Origin of the sequence: Streptomyces sp. NPDC059455, from assembly GCF_042750115.1 — a bacterium.
Taxonomy (GTDB): Bacteria; Actinomycetota; Actinomycetes; order Streptomycetales; family Streptomycetaceae; genus Streptomyces; species Streptomyces endocoffeicus.
This window is the reverse complement of the sequence record NZ_JBHYVB010000004.1, coordinates 88790-105021: the sequence shown is the minus strand read 5'-3', so window position 1 is coordinate 105021 and position 16232 is coordinate 88790. Positions and strand designations below refer to the sequence as shown.

The 16232-nt window shown below is 71.1% G+C and carries 15 protein-coding genes and 1 pseudogene; 6 read left to right on the top strand and 10 right to left on the bottom strand.

Annotation, left to right across the window (positions count from 1 at the left end; genetic code table 11):
• Positions 1-9: 9 nt before the first annotated feature.
• Positions 10-1398, bottom strand: a complete 1389-nt coding sequence (locus ACFXB5_RS02825) for a PLP-dependent aminotransferase family protein (protein ID WP_385201741.1) — start codon at positions 1396-1398, stop codon at positions 10-12.
• A 207-nt stretch (positions 1399-1605) separates the two neighbouring features.
• A complete protein-coding gene (locus ACFXB5_RS02820; protein WP_385201739.1) occupies positions 1606-2727 on the bottom strand; it encodes a prephenate dehydrogenase in 1122 nt (373 codons plus the stop codon).
• Between the two features lie 181 nt (positions 2728-2908).
• On the opposite strand from ACFXB5_RS02820, the gene hppD reads away from it, so the two are divergent.
• The 4 genes and pseudogenes from hppD to ACFXB5_RS02800 form a co-directional block, all read left to right on the top strand.
• On the top strand, positions 2909-4030 hold the full coding sequence (hppD, locus tag ACFXB5_RS02815) for a 4-hydroxyphenylpyruvate dioxygenase (RefSeq protein ID WP_385201737.1): 1122 nt from the start codon (positions 2909-2911) through the stop codon (positions 4028-4030).
• Positions 4031-4070: 40 nt separating this feature from the next.
• Positions 4071-5141: an alpha-hydroxy acid oxidase gene (locus tag ACFXB5_RS02810; protein ID WP_385201763.1), complete on the top strand. Its 1071-nt coding sequence runs from the start codon at positions 4071-4073 to the stop codon at positions 5139-5141.
• A 211-nt stretch (positions 5142-5352) separates the two neighbouring features.
• Entirely contained in the window at positions 5353-5610 is a 258-nt protein-coding gene (locus ACFXB5_RS02805; RefSeq protein WP_385201735.1) for a hypothetical protein, read from the top strand.
• A pseudogene (locus ACFXB5_RS02800) lies at positions 5598-6014 on the top strand (aminotransferase class III-fold pyridoxal phosphate-dependent enzyme); the annotation flags it as partial. The gene ACFXB5_RS02805 and the pseudogene ACFXB5_RS02800, both read left to right, overlap by 13 nt.
• Before the next feature lie 44 nt (positions 6015-6058).
• Here ACFXB5_RS02800 and ACFXB5_RS02795 read toward each other — a convergent pair.
• Together ACFXB5_RS02795 and ACFXB5_RS02790 are read right to left on the bottom strand one after the other, a co-directional pair.
• A complete protein-coding gene (locus ACFXB5_RS02795) occupies positions 6059-7027 on the bottom strand; it encodes a ParB N-terminal domain-containing protein (protein WP_385201733.1) in 969 nt (322 codons plus the stop codon).
• 529 nt (positions 7028-7556) lie between these two features.
• Entirely contained in the window at positions 7557-8159 is a 603-nt protein-coding gene (locus ACFXB5_RS02790; RefSeq protein ID WP_385201731.1) for an LmbU family transcriptional regulator, read from the bottom strand.
• Positions 8160-8372: 213 nt separating this feature from the next.
• Here ACFXB5_RS02790 and ACFXB5_RS02785 point away from each other — a divergent pair, with 213 nt between their 5' ends.
• On the top strand, positions 8373-8663 hold the full coding sequence (locus ACFXB5_RS02785) for a hypothetical protein (protein ID WP_385201729.1): 291 nt from the start codon (positions 8373-8375) through the stop codon (positions 8661-8663).
• On the opposite strand, the gene ACFXB5_RS02780 is transcribed toward ACFXB5_RS02785, so the two are convergent.
• From ACFXB5_RS02780 to mhpD, 6 genes are all read right to left on the bottom strand, one after another.
• Entirely contained in the window at positions 8653-9696 is a 1044-nt protein-coding gene (locus ACFXB5_RS02780; protein WP_385201727.1) for an LLM class flavin-dependent oxidoreductase, read from the bottom strand. The two genes, ACFXB5_RS02785 and ACFXB5_RS02780, sit on opposite strands and share 11 nt — an antisense overlap.
• 67 nt (positions 9697-9763) lie before the next feature.
• Positions 9764-11107, bottom strand: a complete 1344-nt coding sequence (locus ACFXB5_RS02775) for an MFS transporter (RefSeq protein WP_385201725.1) — start codon at positions 11105-11107, stop codon at positions 9764-9766.
• Positions 11108-11464: 357 nt separating this feature from the next.
• Complete coding sequence (locus ACFXB5_RS02770) at positions 11465-12136, bottom strand: TetR/AcrR family transcriptional regulator (RefSeq protein ID WP_385201723.1); 672 nt, start codon at positions 12134-12136, stop codon at positions 11465-11467.
• A 92-nt stretch (positions 12137-12228) separates the two neighbouring features.
• The gene (dmpG, locus tag ACFXB5_RS02765; RefSeq protein WP_385201721.1) at positions 12229-13329 is read right to left on the bottom strand and encodes a 4-hydroxy-2-oxovalerate aldolase; all 1101 of its coding nucleotides are present in this window, start codon (positions 13327-13329) and stop codon (positions 12229-12231) included.
• The gene (locus tag ACFXB5_RS02760; protein WP_385201719.1) at positions 13326-14291 is read right to left on the bottom strand and encodes an acetaldehyde dehydrogenase (acetylating); all 966 of its coding nucleotides are present in this window, start codon (positions 14289-14291) and stop codon (positions 13326-13328) included. The genes dmpG and ACFXB5_RS02760 overlap by 4 nt, the downstream gene beginning before the upstream one ends.
• Complete coding sequence (gene mhpD / locus ACFXB5_RS02755) at positions 14288-15121, bottom strand: 2-keto-4-pentenoate hydratase (RefSeq protein WP_385201717.1); 834 nt, start codon at positions 15119-15121, stop codon at positions 14288-14290. Before mhpD ends, ACFXB5_RS02760 begins: the two co-directional genes overlap by 4 nt.
• Positions 15122-15430: 309 nt before the next feature.
• On the opposite strand from mhpD, the gene ACFXB5_RS02750 reads away from it, so the two are divergent.
• On the top strand, positions 15431-16231 hold the full coding sequence (locus ACFXB5_RS02750; protein ID WP_385201715.1) for an alpha/beta fold hydrolase: 801 nt from the start codon (positions 15431-15433) through the stop codon (positions 16229-16231).
• Position 16232 lies beyond the last annotated feature (1 nt).

Genomic DNA, 16232 nt, shown 5'->3' with positions numbered 1-16232 from the left:
TCACCTTTCTCACTGGGATCCGCTGGTGCTGTGCGACGCGCTGGGGGACGCGTCATGCGGCGCGCTGTGCGACGCGCTGTGCGCCTCGATGAAGCGCGCGAGCCTCGCCGTGCCCTCGTCGATCTCGGCGGGCGTCAGATAGCTGATGGACAGCCGGATGCCGTGGTGGCCACCGGTGCCGGGGTAGAAGTGCGCCATCGGCGTCCAGATCACCCCGAAGTCCTGTGCGGATGTGGTCAGTACGGTGTTGTCCACCCGGAACGGGACCCGCATGGTGAGGAAGAAGCCACCACTGGGCTCGTTCCAGCGCACCCCGAGGGCTTCCCGGTGGGCGGCGGGCAGCCGGGCGTCCAGCCGCCGCAGCACCTCCCGCATCGCCTCGCCGTAGTACGCGGCCGCCTCGGCGTTCAGCTCCGACAGGCGGCCCCGGGCGCCGAGCAGCGCGCCCGCCACGGCGGCCTGGCTCAGCGACGAGGTGTTGACCGTCACCATGCTCTTGATCTTGGCGAGTTCGTCCGCCAGCAGCCGCTCACCGCCCGCGGCGTCCCGGACCCGCTGGTCGGCCACGACGAACCCGACCCGGGCGCCGGGGAAGACGGTCTTGGAGTACGAGCCCAGGTGCACCACGCGGCGGGCCCGGTCCCGGGACTTCAGCGTCGGCAGCGGTGTGCCGGGGCTCACCTGCCGGTACGGGCTGTCCTCCAGCACCAGGAAGTCATGGCGCTCGGCGAGCTCCAGCAGCTCCTCCCGGGCCTTCGGGCCCATGGTGTTCCCGGACGGGTTGGAGTGGTCGGGCACCACGTAGAACGCGCGGGGGCGGCGGCCGCGCGCCCGCTCCGCCAGCACCGCGGCCTCCAGATCGGCGGCGTGGAACCCGTCCTCGCGCTCCTCCACCGGGCACACGGCCACATCCAGCAACCGGGCCGCGCCGGTGATCCCCACATAGCAGGGGCTGGAGACCAGCAGGACGTCGTCGGGGCCCGCGAAGAGCGCGCGCAGCACCAGCAGCATCGCCTCCTGGGCGCCGACGGTCACCACGATGGACTCGGCCGGCACATCGGTGTCCTCGTCCACGCGCAGCGAGTCCGCGATGATCTGGCGGATCTGACCGGCGGTCGGCCCGTACTGGTACAGCGCGGTGCGGATGTCCGCCGGTGAACTCCCCTGCTCCGCCAAGTGGTCCAGATAGCGGCGGATGTGGGTGAAGACCTGCTCGGTGTCGAAGAAGCCGTCATACGGCCGGCCCGGGGCGAAGGAAATCGCGTCCGGATAGCGATGGGTCACCTCATTGAGGAAGTTCATCGTGTCCAGCACCGGCTCGGAAACGCTGCCGTGCAGCTCTGCCATTTCCAGATGGTCCCGTGGACGGGTCTGCGCGGCGACGGTGGTTCCTGCCATGAATTCCCCCGGGCGGCAAATGAATGAGGGCGACTCGCATGAGAGCGGCTTGAATGAATGCGACTCCAAGGAGCGCGGCTGAATGAGGGCGGCTGAATGAGGGCGGCTCGGATACTTCAGCATCACACGCCCGTCGGCCTTTCGACAACGCCGTCCAATTGCTCGAACTGCGCGCTTGGACGGGCTTGTCGGCGGCCCTGTGGAGCGCTATCCCGCGGGCACCGACTCAGCCGGTGCCCGGTCCCATCCGTCGGCGCCCAGCTTGGCCCCGATCCGCTCGGCGTCGGCCGTGGGAACGGGCACGCGCACCCGCAGCCCGCTCTCCTCCGCGGCCTCCACGGCGACGTCGTCCACGGCGACACCGAGCGCCGCGACGGCGCCCAGCAGCCGGGCCAGCTCCCCCGGGCGGTCCGGGACCAGGATCCGCAGGCCCGCCTCGGCCACGGGCGGACCGGCGCCCGGGCGCGGCAGCCCCGCGAGCCCGGCGACGCCCCGGGCCAGCAGGTCCTCCAGGGTCCGTACGCCCTGGTCATGGCCTCCGTAGTCGTCCTCGGCGGACACGTCTTCCTCGGCGAGCACGTCGAGCGCCGCCGCCACCCGGGACAGATCGGCCCGCAGCTCCCTCACCACCCCGGCCATGGCGGCCGCGTTGGACCGCAGGATGTCGGTCCACAGCCGGGGGTCCCCGGCGGCGATCCGGGTCACATCGCGCAGCCCCTGACCGGCCAGCAGCGGCACCCCGGCCGGGCCGTCGCGGAGCCGAGCGGCCATCACGCTGGCCAGCAGATGCGGAACGTGCGAGGTCAGCGCCACCACCTCGTCATGTTCCCGGCCGCGCATGACGACCGGGGCGGCGCCGCACAACTCCGCGAGCTCCAGACCCCGGTCGAGGGCGGCGCGCGAGGTCAGCGGGTGCGGCGTCAGCGCCCAGGGCCGCCCCCGGAACAGCTCGGCCCGCGCCGCCAGCGGCCCCGACCGCTCCCGGCCGGCCAGCGGATGGCCGCCGACGTAGCGGGAGGGTTCGGGGGCGCGGGCGAGCACGGCCCGCTCCGGGCCTGCCTTCACGCTCGCCACATCGGTGTAGGCGCGGGCCAGACCGCGTACCTGGGCCGCGATGAGTACCTCGGCGATCCGGCTCGGCGGCACCGCGAGCACCGCCAGGTCGACCGGCTCCGGCGGGTCCTCCGCCCGGCCCGCGCCGAGTGCGGCGGCGGTCCTGGCGGCGGCCCGGTTCCGGTCGGAGAGATACACCGACACGCCCTGCCCGGTGGCGGCGAGCGCGACCGACGTACCGATGAGGCCGGTGCCGATGACAGCCATCGTGTTCATCACAAGACATCACCCGTCCAAGAGGACCGCGACCCGGAAACACAAAACACGGCACAGCGTATGGAGAAGGCCCGGCGTCCACGAGTTCCGCTAACCGCCTTAATGGCATCGATGGCTGGACGCGCTTATGGCCGCCTAAAGTTCTGCGGGCTCAGTTTTCTTCCGCATCTGGGGGGCCATCATGACGAATTCATCAAAAGCCGCGGAGCCGCTCGCGGATCTCACCATCGACTACGTCGAGTTGTATGTGGAGAACCTGGATTCGAGCGCGTTCCAGTGGGTCGACCGGTATGCGTTCGCCATCGTCGGCAGCGGCGGTTCCGCGGACCACCGCAGCCTGGCACTGCGGCACGGGGAGATCACGCTGGTGCTCACCCAGGCGACCTCCGACCGCCACCCCGCCTCGGCGTATGTGCTCAGCCACGGCGACGGCGTGGCTGACATCGCGCTGCGCACCGCCGATGTACGGGCGGCCTTCGAGGTGGCGGTGGCGAACGGTGCCGGTGTCCACCGGCAACCGGTCCGGCACACCGGTGACGGCCCGTCCGTCACCGCCGCGGTGCGCGGCTTCGGAGACGTGGTCCACACCCTGGTCCAGCGCCCGCCGGACGCGGGCCCCGGGCTGCCCGCGGGTTTCGTGCCGGCGGACGGCCAGGAGCGGCCCGACGGACCGGGCGCCGAGGCGGGCCCGGCCGAGGTGGGTCTGCTCGACATCGACCACATCGCGGTCTGTCTCGGCACCGGCGACCTCGGCCCGGCCGTCGCGTACTACCAGCAGGCGCTGGGCTTCCGGGACGTCTTCGCGGAGCACATCGTCGTCGGCGCCCAGGCGATGCACTCGAAGGTCGTGCAGAGCCCGTCCGGCGCCGTCACCCTCACCCTCATCGAGCCCGACGACACGGCCCTGCCGGGGCAGATCGACGAGTTCCTGAAGAGCCACCAGGGCTCGGGCGTGCAGCACCTGGCCTTCTCCTCGCACGACGCCGTCGGCTCCGTGCGCGCCCTGTCCAACCGCGGCGTCACCTTCCTCACCACACCCGACGCCTACTACGACCTGCTCGGTGAGCGGATCGACCTCAGCCCGCGGCGCCTCGCCGATCTGCGCGCCACCGGGGTGCTCGCGGACGAGGACCACGACGGGCAGCTGTTCCAGATCTTCACGGCCTCCACCCACCCGCGGCACACCCTCTTCTACGAGGTCATCGAGCGGCAGGGCGCCCAGACCTTCGGCAGCGCGAACATCAAGGCGCTGTACGAGGCCGTGGAGCTGGAGAGGACCGGGCAGCGTGACTTCCGGCGCTGACCGCACCGTTCGCGGTGCGGCCGAGGCAGCTGCTGACGCCATCGACGACGTCGAGTGCCTGGCCGACCTCGAGCGCGCCGCGGCTGCCGTCCTGCCGCCCGACGTCCGGGACTTCGTGGCGGGCGGCAGCGGTGACGAGCTGACGCTGGCCGCCAACCGCACGGCGTTCGACCGCACCTTCCTCGTGCCCCGGGTGCTGCGGGACGTCTCGCGGTGTACGACGGACGCCACGCTGCTCGGCCGCCCGGCGGCGCTGCCGCTGGCGGTGGCCCCGGTGGCGTATCACCGGCTGGTGAGCGAGGACGGTGAACTGGCCACCGCCCGGGCGGCGAAGGCCGCGGGGGTGCCGTTCGCGGTCTCCACGCTGAGCAGTGTGCCGGTCGAGGAGATCACGGCGGTCGGCGGGGCGGTCTGGTTCCAGCTGTACTGGCTGCGCGACGGCGCCCGGACGCTGGAGCTCGCCCGCCGGGCGGAGGACGCGGGCTGTGAGGCGCTCATGCTCACCGTGGACGTGCCGTGGATGGGCCGCCGGCCGCGGGACATCCGCAATCGGTTCACGCTCCCGGCCGAGGTGCGGGCCGCCAACATCGACGCGGGCGGGACGGCACACATCCGGCCCGCCGGTGCCTCGGCCGTGGCCGCGCACACCAGCGAGGTGTTCTCCCCGGCGCTGACCTGGGCCTCGGTGGACCGGCTGCGGGAGCACACACGGCTGCCGCTGGTGCTCAAGGGCGTCCTGGCGCGCGAGGACGCGCTGCGCGCCGTCGAGTCCGGGGTCGACGCGCTGGTGGTCTCCAACCACGGCGGCCGTCAGCTCGACGGGGCCGTGCCGAGCCTGGACGCGCTGGCGGAGCTGGCGCCCGTGCTCGACGGCCGCTGCGAGCTGCTGCTCGACGGCGGTGTCCGCAGCGGTACGGACATCCTCCGGGCCCTGGCCCTCGGCGCGGCCGGGGTGCTGGTGGGGCGGCCGGTGATCTGGGGTCTGGCGGCGTCCGGTGAGGCGGGTGTGCGGCGGGTGTTCGAGCTGCTGGCCGCCGAACTGCGGTCGTCCCTGGGGCTGGCGGGCTGCGCCGATGTCACCGAGGCCCGGAACCTGCGCACCGTACGGTGAGCGGCGTCCGCAGAGGCGATCCGGCCAGGGCGGGCCCCTCGTCCTGGCCGGATCGCTGTGTCGACGTATGGGTTCGGCCGGAGCTGTCCAATCAGAGATTCCCGCTGGTTGGACGGCTCCGGGTGGGGTGTCCGAGGAGGTTCACGCTGATCATCCGCGGGTACCAACCCCTGCGGCGCTCCAGCGGCCCCTGCCTCCTGAGCTCCCTGGCGTGCGGAACCTCCCTGACGTACGGACCGAAGCCCCCCAGGGCTCGGGGGCCGCCTCGGTGCCCGCGCGTTGCTCCGGACAGCTCCATTCGCCCACCTTCCTGCCGGCCGACGAGCGGATACGGGATGTCGCCCACGCCATGCTCGCCGACTACCTGGCCGCCGCCGAACTGATCGCCAGACGCCCCGACACCTCGCTCGATCGCAAGGACCCCGTCATGACCACCACCGGCGCACCCACCAACCCCACCCCCGGCTGACGGCCGCGGCCCGCGAGCAGTTGGAACGCTTCACCCTCACCAGCCGGGCCTTCCACAACGACCGCCTCGGACCCTTCTGCCGAGACCTGCACGATCGTCGGCTTCTCCAGCGACCCCCTCGCCCGTGAGGGATTCGGCCCCTTCGCGCCAGGATTACGCACGGTCCCCCACGGCGACGCCGCGGCCCTGGCAAGGCGCTCGGCGGCGGTATCGTGCCCGGCTCCGCGGTCGTCGGCCGCCATGACGTTCTCGGTGTGATCCGCCCCGGCAGCCACGGCTCCGCCTTCGGCGGCAACCCGCTGGCAGCCGCCGTCGGCCACGCGGTCGTCGAGTTGCCGCACGGTGGCGATACTGGCCAAGGACCCCGGCGGGGCCCGAACCGTGGCCGGCGGCCGAGGGGCGGGCCGGAAGGACCGCCCCCGACACGCCACCGGCCAACGCCGCTGGACTACTGGGCGAGTTGGAGATCCACCCGGACCGCGATCTCGTCCCACATCCCGGCGCATTCACGGGCGAGGCTGGCGACGATGCCGCTGCAGTGCGGCGGCACGTTCGCGATGATTTCCTGCCACTCCTCGGTGCTGAGCATGTTGATGTTGAGCAGCCTGAGCAGCCTGCGGCCCGTTTCGTTGAACCGCAGGGCGGGGTCCGAGGTGAGGCGGTGCACGGCCGCGAGGCGGTCGGTCATCGGGACCACCTCGGCGGTGGCCGCGCCCGCCGTGGACCGGCTCAGCGCCTCGGTCCGCCGGCCCCCGGCCTTCGCCGCGCCGCGCGCCTTCGGCAACGGGTCCTCGCCCCTGCTCATACGGTTCCTGACGTCCCGTGCGGTCTCCGGGGAGATCCCCGCGGCCCGGGCGATCTGGCGCAGCGACAGTCCCGGGTTCGCCGTGATCAGCCTGCTCGCCAGCTCGCGCCCCGCGGCGCTGTTGATGGGACGGACCCGGCCGTCCTGACCGATACGGCTGCCGTTGGCCGTCTCCTCGGCCGACGTCCGTCGGCGGATCTCCGCGACGGTACCCGCCGAGATCCCCGAGACCGACGCGATCATGCGGTCCGACCACTGGGGGTGCGACACGATGATGCGCGCGGCCGCGGACTTCCGGTCCGCCATCGACAGTGGCAGGCCATGGGTGATGTTCGAGCCGACGGCCAGGACGAACGCGTCGGCGTTGCTGCCGTCGAAGAACTTGACCTCGATCTTCTCGTCGCCGCGGAGCTCCGCGGCCCGTAGCCGGTGGGCCCCGTCGACCACCCGCATCGTGGACCGGTGAACGATGATGGGCGGTAACGTGACTTCCGTCTCCGCCAGCGCTTGGATGTGCTCCGGGTCCTCCCCTGAACTCCGCGGTGATTCCGCCGTCGAAATCGACGCGATGTCGACTTCGACGACCACTTCCTCAAGTTGCTGCTCGAACATCGCCAACCCCCCGCTCCAAGGCGAGCTCGCCTCGAAAAGAATTTCTATCCGGGGGGTGGCAGACATGCTTTGGGCACCACTTCGAAGATCGCCGATCGTGGCCGATCAATATCGACCACCCCCCGTTGCTCCACTTCGCGAAATCGCGAAAGGCCGTTCAATCTTTCGACGCAGACTCTAACAGCGGTCAGGCGGTTTGACACCCCGTATCCACGCGCGGCGCGCCGCGGTTACTCAACTAGAACTCATGGTTTCGGATAGGGCGATCACCAGGAAGCGATGGCGTTCTGTACGTGCTTACTGATACCAGCGGGACAAGACGCGTCACATGAGGTGAATGCGGCTCCGTTCAGCCACTCACCTGGTCTTTCGCGTTCCTTCCCGGAGCGCCGGAGCACGCGTGAAATGCTTTCACGGGGCATGCGGGAACGCCAAATCGAGGGAATCGCGGGAATGCCGCTCTGGAATCCATGACGTCGTCCTGCCGGCGGGACAGAAAGCATTGGCTAGAGGTTCTACGGAGCGCTGTTTACGCCTCCAGGGCAGGCGGGCCGGCGGCCGGGCCGGGAATATGCGGGACCGGGCCGTCGGCCGCCTCGTCCAGCATCTGGATGATCCAATCCATAAGCCCGAGACCGGCGGTCTCCGCCGCGCGCTCCCAGCGGATTCTGCGCTCGGCGACCACGCTCACCTGCACAACGCCCGGCTCCTGTGCGGCTTCCGGCGACTGACGCCGCATCCGTATCTGCCGGCGTAATGCATTGCGGGTCCAGCCGCCCTCCTCGGCCCGGGTCAGCAACTCCTCCTGCTCGGCCTCGGGGAGGGCGGCCACTTCCGCGTGGTGATGAAAGCTCAGCTTGCCCCGCCGCCTGCCCGGCTCGAACTTGCGTGCCACCCAGGCGTAGTTGCGCAGCGTCTGGTAGTCGAGCGAGGTCTGCTTCACCGCCTGGCGGTAGCGGTCGGGGTAGTGCTCCTGGCCGAAGATGAGCCAATCGCCCAGCCACCACGCGGAGGAGTCGGCGATGACGTGAATCTGCTGGCCGAGGTGGCGCCACTCGGACAGCGGCAGATCGGGAGGGAGTGACAATCCCGTTCGCCGGGTGGTCGTCCGCCCGTTCGCGGGGATGGACATCGTGCACACCTCACCTGCCCTCGTCTTCGGCGGGCTCATCCTCCACAGAGGGGGGTTTCGGCGAGGTTTCATCGCACCCGGCCGGTTCCCACCGGCCGAGAACCACCTGACGCGCGAGCGACCGAGGACGTTACGGTGCCGAAACCCACGCACCGATCTACTGGGCGCATCCATGCGGAATCAGTCTCACCGCGAGCCGACAGAGGAGGCTACATGGACACCGCAGCACGGCGGTGTGCCGAATGCGGCGCCGAGTTCACCTGGACCAGCAGGAACCCGACGCGCAGGTTCTGCGGCTCCAGATGCAAGACCCGGTGGTGGCGGGCCCACCGCCGCGACACGGTCACCGCGGACGCCGCGGACCGGACGCACCACCGGTCGGTGGCGCCGGTGCCCCCGCTCAGCACCGGCCATGAATGCCCGAACTGCGGTCAGCACATCACCGTGCTCAATCTGATCGTCGCGGCCGACGGCGGTTCCGGGTCCGGTACGCTCACCGGCTGACGTCCGGCCGCAGGGCGGGCAGCACCGCGGAGCCCACGCTCTCGATCAGCTCGGTGGGCGGGTCGTAGGAACCGACGTGCTGGAGGAACACATCGGTCACCCCGTCGGCGTGCAGCGCGGTGAGCCGTTCGGCGATCTCCTTGGCGGTTCCGAAGAGGCAGAACTCCTGGGCGAAACGCAGGGCCACCTCGTCGCTCACCCAGGCCGAGCAGATCTCGACGGCCGCGTCCCAGTCCTCGGCGTGCACGAGGTCCGGATAGACCCCCTCCACCCGCGCCGGGACATCCAGTTCGATCCCGGCCAGGGCGAGGAAGGGCGCTCCGCCGTTCTGCGCGATCGACGCGCAGATCGGCTTGAGCAGCCGGGCTTCGGCCTCCACATCGTCGGTCACCGCGCAGAACGCCGAGACCGTCAGCGGGATCGTCTCCGTGGTGCGCCCCGCGGCCTCGGTGCCCTCCCGCACCCGGGCGGTGGCACTGGCGAGCGTCGTCCGCGAGACCCCGCTGAGCAGAATGACACCATCGGCGATTTCCCCGGCGAGCCGCAGATTGCGCGGACCGCTGGCGGCCACGTGGACCGGTACCTCCGGAGCCGGGTCCCGGAGCCGGGAGCGTACGCCGTTGAAGTCACACTCCTGCCCCTGGAGCAACGCCCGCAGCGTGGCGATCCCGGCGCGCAACTCGGCCCCGGTGCTGGAGCGCATGCCGATGGGGCCCACCGAGCTGTTGCCCACGCCGAGGCCGAGGGTGAACCGGCCGGGGGCCAGCTCGGCGACGCTGCGCGCGGCCGAGGCGACGACGGCCGGGTGCCGGGTGACGAGGTTGGTGACCGCACTGCCCAGGCCGATCCGTTCCGTGCCCAGCGCGGCGGCGGTCAGGGCCGTGAACACATCCCGCCACAGCAGCTGGGAGTCGGGAAACCACACCTGGTCGAAGCCCAGCTCCTCCGCCCGCCGGGCGGTCCCGGCCAGCCGGTCCACCCGGTCGCACGGCGGTATGCGGACGCCGACGCGTATCCCGCTCTTCTCGTTCACGGTCTCCTCCTGAGGGCTTGGTGTGAGGGCTTGGTGTGAGTGCTTGGTACGGCACGGCGTACGGTGGTCAGCGCACCCGCGCCGTATCGCCGTCGGCCACGTGCGGAGCCGGATCGCGGGGCGGCTCGGTGCTGTCGTCCGCTTCCCGCAGGAACAGGCCCGCCACCACCGAGACGGCCGACATCGCCGACATGTACACCGCGATGCCCACCCACCCGCCGGTGGTGTGCAGCAGATAGGTGGCGATGTCGGGAGAGAACGCGTTCCCGGCGATCAGCCCGACGGTGAAGCCGATCGACATGCCGGTGAACCTCAGCCGCGCCGGGAAGACCTGCGAGAAGTACGCCGGGACCACGCCGTAGTTGGCGGAGTAGCCGATGAACAGCAGGGTGAAGCCCAGCAGCATCAGCCCGTACTGCCGCGTCTGCAGCAGCGCCAGCCAGGGGAACGGCAGCACGATCAGCGAGGCCGCCCCGGCGATGAAGACGGTGCGGTTTCCGAACCGGTCCGCCAGCTTTCCGGCGAGCGGCACGCAGACCATGATGACGAGGGTGGCCGGCAGCAGCACGGCGATCATGGTGCCCTTGTCCAGGTGCAGCCCGGTGCGGGCGTACTCCAGGCTGTAGACGGTCGCCAGTGTGAAGGCCACCCCCGCGCTCAGTATCCCGGCGGCCATCAGCAGGACCCGCCCGCCGCACTCGCGGAACACCTCGACCACGGGCAGCCGGTCCACCGCGTTCCGCGCCTTGACCGCCTCGAACTCGGGGCTCTCGTCCAGACTGAGCCGCACGAACAGACCCACGCCGACGAGCGCCGCGCTCAGCAGGAACGGAATCCGCCAGCCCCATGAGTGCAACTGGTCGTCCGGAAGCTGGAGCACCCCGAGGAAGACGAGGTTGGCCAGGAGCAGCCCGGCCGAGGTCCCGGTATTGATCAGCGAGCCCCGGAAGCCACGTTTCCCGCGCTCCGCGTGTTCGATGGTCATCAGCACCGCCCCGCCGTATTCGCCACCGACGGAGAACCCTTGGGCGAGCCTGGCGACGATCAGCAGGATCGGCGCCGCGATCCCCACCTGACGGTAGGTGGGGAGCAGACCCACCGCGAAGGTGGCGATGCCCATCAGCCCCAACGTGGCCACCAGCGTGGACTTCCGGCCCAGGCGGTCGCCGAAGTGGCCGAACACCACGGCGCCGACCGGTCGGGCCAGGAAGCCGATGGCGAAGGTCGACAGCGAGAGCAGCGTGCCCGTCACGGGGTCCGAGGTGGGGAAGAAGAGCTTGGCGAACACCACGGACGAGGCCAGTCCGTAGATGGAGAAGTCGTAGTACTCGACGGTGGTGCCGATCCAGCCGGCGACCAGCGCCCGGGTGCTCTGATCCCGGCCGGGGCCATGAACATCGGTTGCTGTCATGAGGGTCCTTTGTCCTTAAGGGACGGTCCATGGGGACGGGAGAGGGACGAGCTCGATATGCGGCTCCGCCGCGTGGCAGGGGCTTCGCCCCTGGCCCCCGGGGTTAAGGGGCGGAGTCCCAGTCGAGGGAAGGGCCGGGGAGGGGAACAGCCCGCCGCAGGTGTCAAGAACCGTCAGGCATGTCCTAGGGCCGAGACGAGGTCGGCTCAGCGATCGCAAGTGGTCGTACTATGTACCGTTCGATGTATGGCGTCAAGGTCGCCGACAGGCCCCGGGCCGAAGGATCCGGGGCTGGGGAAGCCGGGGCGGGGAAGCCGGGGCTGGGGAAGCCGGGGCTGGGGAAGCCGGGGGCGCGGCTCAGTCGCCGGTGTGCCGCAGTACGCCGTCGATGAGGCAGTCGAGCCCGAAGAGGAACTGCTCGTCGCTGGGCAGCGTGGTCATCTCCTCGGCGAGCTCCACCATGTGGGGGAAGTCCTCACGCGGCAGCGCCCCGTAGAAGTGCCTGCGCTGACGCCGCAGTTCCTCGGCCTCGGGATGGTCGGTCTTCCCCCACGGGCGGGGCGCCTGATAGCTGGCGAAACCCAGGCTGTACTGCACGATCAGCCCGTAGACGCGCACCGCGTCCCGGTCCGCGAAACCCGCCTCGCGCAGCCTCCCGATGACCGCCTCGAACGCGCCCCGCATGGACCGCGGGCCGGTGCTCACCCGGGTGGAGAAGAGCCGCACGATGCTGGGGTGTTCCCGCATCATCTCGAGGAAGGCCAGCGCCAGGGCCCGTACGACCGCCTCGGGCGAGGTCTCCTCGGCGGTGGGCAGCCGGAAGTTCCCCATGACGTAGTCGGCGATCCCGTCGAGGATCTCCTCCTTGCCGCGGAAGTAGCTGTAGAGCGTCATCGCGCCCACGCCGAGATCCGCGGCGAGCCGCCGGATCGTCAGGACGTCGATGTCCTCCTCGTCGCAGATCCGGGTGGCCACCTCGATGATCCGCTCAGCGGTGAGCGTCTTGCCACGCGACCGCTGACCCGCCACTGGGACTCTCCTCTTCACACACCACCTGGGACCGGCGACACCGACGCCGTCGTACACCACACCGTACAGGCGTCCCGCCGATCGGGCGGCGATCAGGAGGTGTTGTCCGGGCCGGAGGTGTTGTCCGGGCCAGAGGCGGTGTCCGGGTGGGCGGCCAGGTCGAGCGCGATGTCCGTGATCATGTCCTCCTGGCCGCCGACCATCCCGCGGCGGCCGACCTCGACGAGGATGGCGCGGGTGTCCAGGCCGTGGCGGACCGCGGCGGCCTCGGCGTGGCGCAGGAAGCTGGAGTACACCCCCGCGTAGCCGAGGGTCAGGGTCTCCCGGTCGACGCGGACCTCGCGGTCCTGGAGGGGGCGGACGAGGTCGTCGGCGGCGTCCATGAGGGGGAACAGGTCGCAGCCGTGCTTCCAGCCCATCAGGTCGGCGACGGCGATGAACGCCTCCAGCGGGCAGTTGCCCGCCCCCGCGCCCTGGCCCGCGAGCGAGGCGTCGACGCGGGTGACGCCGTTCTCCACGGCCACCACGGTGTTGGCCACGCCGAGGGCGAGGTTGTGGTGGGCGTGGATGCCGAGTTCGGTGCCCGGGTCGAGCACATCGCGGTAGGCGTGGAAGCGGTCGCGGACACCGTCCATGGTGAGCCGGCCGCCGGAGTCGGTGACGTACACACAGTGGGCGCCGTAGGACTCCATCAGCTGGGCCTGGCGGGCGAGTTCGGCCGGTTCCGCCATGTGCGACATCATCAGGAACCCGGCCACGTCCATGCCCATCTCGCGGGCGGCGGAGATGTGCTGGGCGGAGATGTCGGCCTCGGTGCAGTGGGTGGCGATGCGCACGGAGCGGATGCCGAGGGCGTGTGCCTGCTTGAGGTCGTGCAGGGTGCCGATGCCCGGCAGCAGCAGGGTGGTGGGGATCGCCGTGCCGGTGGCCCCGACGACGGCTTCGATCCAGTCCCAGTCGGTGTGGGCGCCGATTCCGTAGGTGATGCTGGAGCCCGACAGGCCGTCGCCGTGGGCGATCTCGATGGCGGCCACCCCGGCGGCGTCCAGGGCGGCGGCGATGGTGCGGGCCTGCTCGACGGTGTAGCGGTGGCGGATGGCGTGCATGCCGTCCCGCAGGGTCACGTCCTGGATGTACAGGGCGGGCGGGACGGGCGGGGTGCCGGGGGTCGCACCGGCGTCGGTCGTGGTCATCGTGCGGCCTCCTCGCCGGAGCGGTGTGCGGCCAGGCGCTCCGCGGTGCGCAGCGCGGCCGAGGTCATGATGTCGAGGTTTCCGGCGTAGGCCGGGAGGTAGTGGGCGGCCCCCTCGACCTCGAGGAAGACCGAGACCTTCGCCGCGTCGGTGTGCGCGGCATCGGCGGGCAGCAGGGAGCGCACCGGGTCGTCCGGCCCCACCTGGTCGAACTGCACCTTCTGCTTGAGGCGGTAGCCGGGCACATACGCCTGGACGCGGCCGACCATCTCCTCGACGGAGGCGGTGACCTCCTCGGTGGCGCAGTCCGAGACCAGGCAGTGCACGGTGTCGCGCATGATCAGCGGCGGTTCGGCGGGGTTGAGGATGATGATGGCCTTGCCGCGGGCGGCGCCGCCGACGCGCTCGATGGCGGCGGCGGTGGTCTCGGTGAACTCGTCGATGTTCGCGCGGGTGCCGGGGCCCGCGGAGCGGGAGGAGATGGAGGCGACGATCTCCCCGTAGTGGACGGGGGCGACCGCGCCGACCGCGGCCACGATCGGGATCGTGGCCTGGCCACCGCAGGTGACCATGTTGACGTTGGGGGCGTCGAGGTGGGCGTCGCCGTTGACCGGGGGTACCACATAGGGGCCGATGGCGGCCGGGGTGAGGTCGACGAGGGTGCGGCCGAGGGGGCGCAGCACCTCCTCGTGGCGTTCGTGAGCACCGGCGGAGGTGGCGTCGAAGACGATGCCCACGTCGGCGAACTCGTCCATCGCCACCAGCCCGTCCACGCCCTCGTGGGTGGTGGCCACCTTCAGGCGGCGGGCGCGGGCCAGGCCGTCGGAGGTGGGATCGATCCCGGCCATCGCGGTGATCTCCAGGGTGTCGGAGAGCCGCAGCACCTTGATCAGGAGGTCGGTGCCGATGTTGCCGGACCCGATGATCGCCACTTTGGTGCGGGTGGTCGTCTCGCTGCTCACCGGTGGTCTCCTTCCGCGGCGAACCCGACTCCTACGGCGCCCAGGTTCGAGATACGGGCTTGGAACACATCTCCCGGGGCGGCCGGGACCATCGGCCCCAGTGCCCCGGTCAGGACGAGGTCGCCCGCGCGCAGCGGGTCGCCCCGCTCGGCGAGGGCCGAGGCCAGCCAGACGGCCGCGTTGAGGGGCCCGCCGAGGCAGTCGGCGCCGGTCCCTTCGGAGACCATCTCGCCGTTGCGCGTCATGGTCATCTGTACGGAGCGCAGGTTGACCCCGGACAGCGGCACCGGGAAGGCGCCGAGGACGTACAGCCCGCAGGAGGCGTTGTCGGCGACGGTGTCCACGATGGAGATGTCCCAGTCCCGCACCCGGCTGTCGACGATCTCCAGCGCGGGCAGCGCGAAGTCGGTGGCACGCAGCAGGTCCACGACGGTGCAGTGGCGGTGTGGCAGATCGCTGCCGAGTACGAGCGCCACCTCGGCCTCCACCTTGGGCTGGAGCAGCCGCCCGGCAGGCACCTCGCCACCCTCCGGCACCGCCGTGTCGGCGAACAGCGCGCCGAAGTCCGGCTGGTCCACGCCGAGTTGGCGCTGTACGGCCGGAGACGTCAAGCCGATCTTCCGGCCGACGATCCGGCGGCCCGCGGCCTGTTCGCGTCGCAGGTTGAGCCGCTGTACCGCGTAGGCGGCCTCGATGTCGCCGTCGTCCAGGAGCGTGCGCACCGGCGCGCAGGCGATCCCGTCGCGGGTGGCGCCCGCGAGTGCGTCGGCGGCCTTGACCACGGGCCCGGGGAGGGAGTCCGTCGGGACGTGGTCGGGGACATTCGGCACGGGCTACCTCCTGGAGAAGAACATGGGGCCGGGGCCCGGCGCTCCCGATGTGGCCTCCGGTATAGACGCGCCGCTCACCACGAGCCAACTTTCGTTCCGTCACACGGAACGGGGCGCATGGCGACGTGCCGGACGAGGTGACACTGACCTCGCGCACCCGTGTCCGTCCAGCGGCCCGTACCGCCTGACGGAACACCCCGAGCGAGGGGCCCGTCCGCGCCGGACTCCTCTTGACGGCACCCGAGGAGTTCCGTACAAAGTACGACCAGAAGTGCGGGCTCGCCGCCCCGCAACGTCAGGAGAGTGCGCATGCTGACCGCCCACTATGCCCCCAGCCGGTTCGGCCAACTGCACTACGTCGAGTGCGGTGAGGGCGAGCCGGTGCTGCTGCTCCACCAGACCCCGCGGTCCTGGGCCGAGTACCGCGATGTGCTTCCGCTGCTCGGCGCCACACACCGGGCGATCGCGATGGACACCGTCGGCTACGGTGCGTCGGCGAAACCCGCGGACGACCAGAGCGTCGAGATGTTCGCCGACGGGGTCGAGGACCTGGTGGACGGGCTCGGACTCGATGCGTTCCACCTGGTCGGACACCACACCGGCGGAGTGATCGCGGTGGAGGTGGCGGCCCGCCTGGGCTCCCGGGTGCGCAGCCTGACGCTCTCCGCGACCCCGTTCATCACCCCGGAGAAGCGCGCCCGGGCGACGTGGAAGCGCCCGGTCGACTGGGTGCAGCCGAAGCCGGACGGCTCCCACCTCACCGAACTGTGGAACCGGCGCAGACACTTCTACGAGCCGGGGCAGGAGGCCGCGCTCAACCGCTTCATGGCCGACGCCCTGCGGGTGCTGGACCGGGTGGAGGACGGGCATATCGCCATCCGGCTGTTCGCGATGGACGAGCGGCTGCCACGGATCACCGCCCCGGCCTCGATCATCTGCGGACAGGACGACGACCCGTCGATGCCCAGCTTCGAGCCGATGGTGCGGGCGCTGTCGGCGAAGGGGCACATCGTGTCCGGGGCCGGTGTGCCGTTCCCCGAACAGCGGCCGGAGGAGTTCGCCCGCCTCGTACGGGAAGCCGCTGAGTCCGCCGAGGTGGCGGACGGCTGAA

Coding starts and splice junctions, on each gene's coding strand:
- ACFXB5_RS02820 (WP_385201739.1), bottom strand. CDS start 2,727: ATGAACACGATGGCTGTCATCGGCACCGGCCTCATCGGTACGTCGGTC.
- ACFXB5_RS02785 (WP_385201729.1), top strand. CDS start 8,373: ATGGACACCGCAGCACGGCGGTGTGCCGAATGCGGCGCCGAGTTCACC.
- dmpG (WP_385201721.1), bottom strand. CDS start 13,329: ATGACCACGACCGACGCCGGTGCGACCCCCGGCACCCCGCCCGTCCCG.
- ACFXB5_RS02790 (WP_385201731.1), bottom strand. CDS start 8,159: ATGTCCATCCCCGCGAACGGGCGGACGACCACCCGGCGAACGGGATTG.
- ACFXB5_RS02795 (WP_385201733.1), bottom strand. CDS start 7,027: ATGTTCGAGCAGCAACTTGAGGAAGTGGTCGTCGAAGTCGACATCGCG.
- hppD (WP_385201737.1), top strand. CDS start 2,909: ATGACGAATTCATCAAAAGCCGCGGAGCCGCTCGCGGATCTCACCATC.
- ACFXB5_RS02750 (WP_385201715.1), top strand. CDS start 15,431: ATGCTGACCGCCCACTATGCCCCCAGCCGGTTCGGCCAACTGCACTAC.
- ACFXB5_RS02825 (WP_385201741.1), bottom strand. CDS start 1,398: ATGGCAGGAACCACCGTCGCCGCGCAGACCCGTCCACGGGACCATCTG.
- ACFXB5_RS02775 (WP_385201725.1), bottom strand. CDS start 11,107: ATGACAGCAACCGATGTTCATGGCCCCGGCCGGGATCAGAGCACCCGG.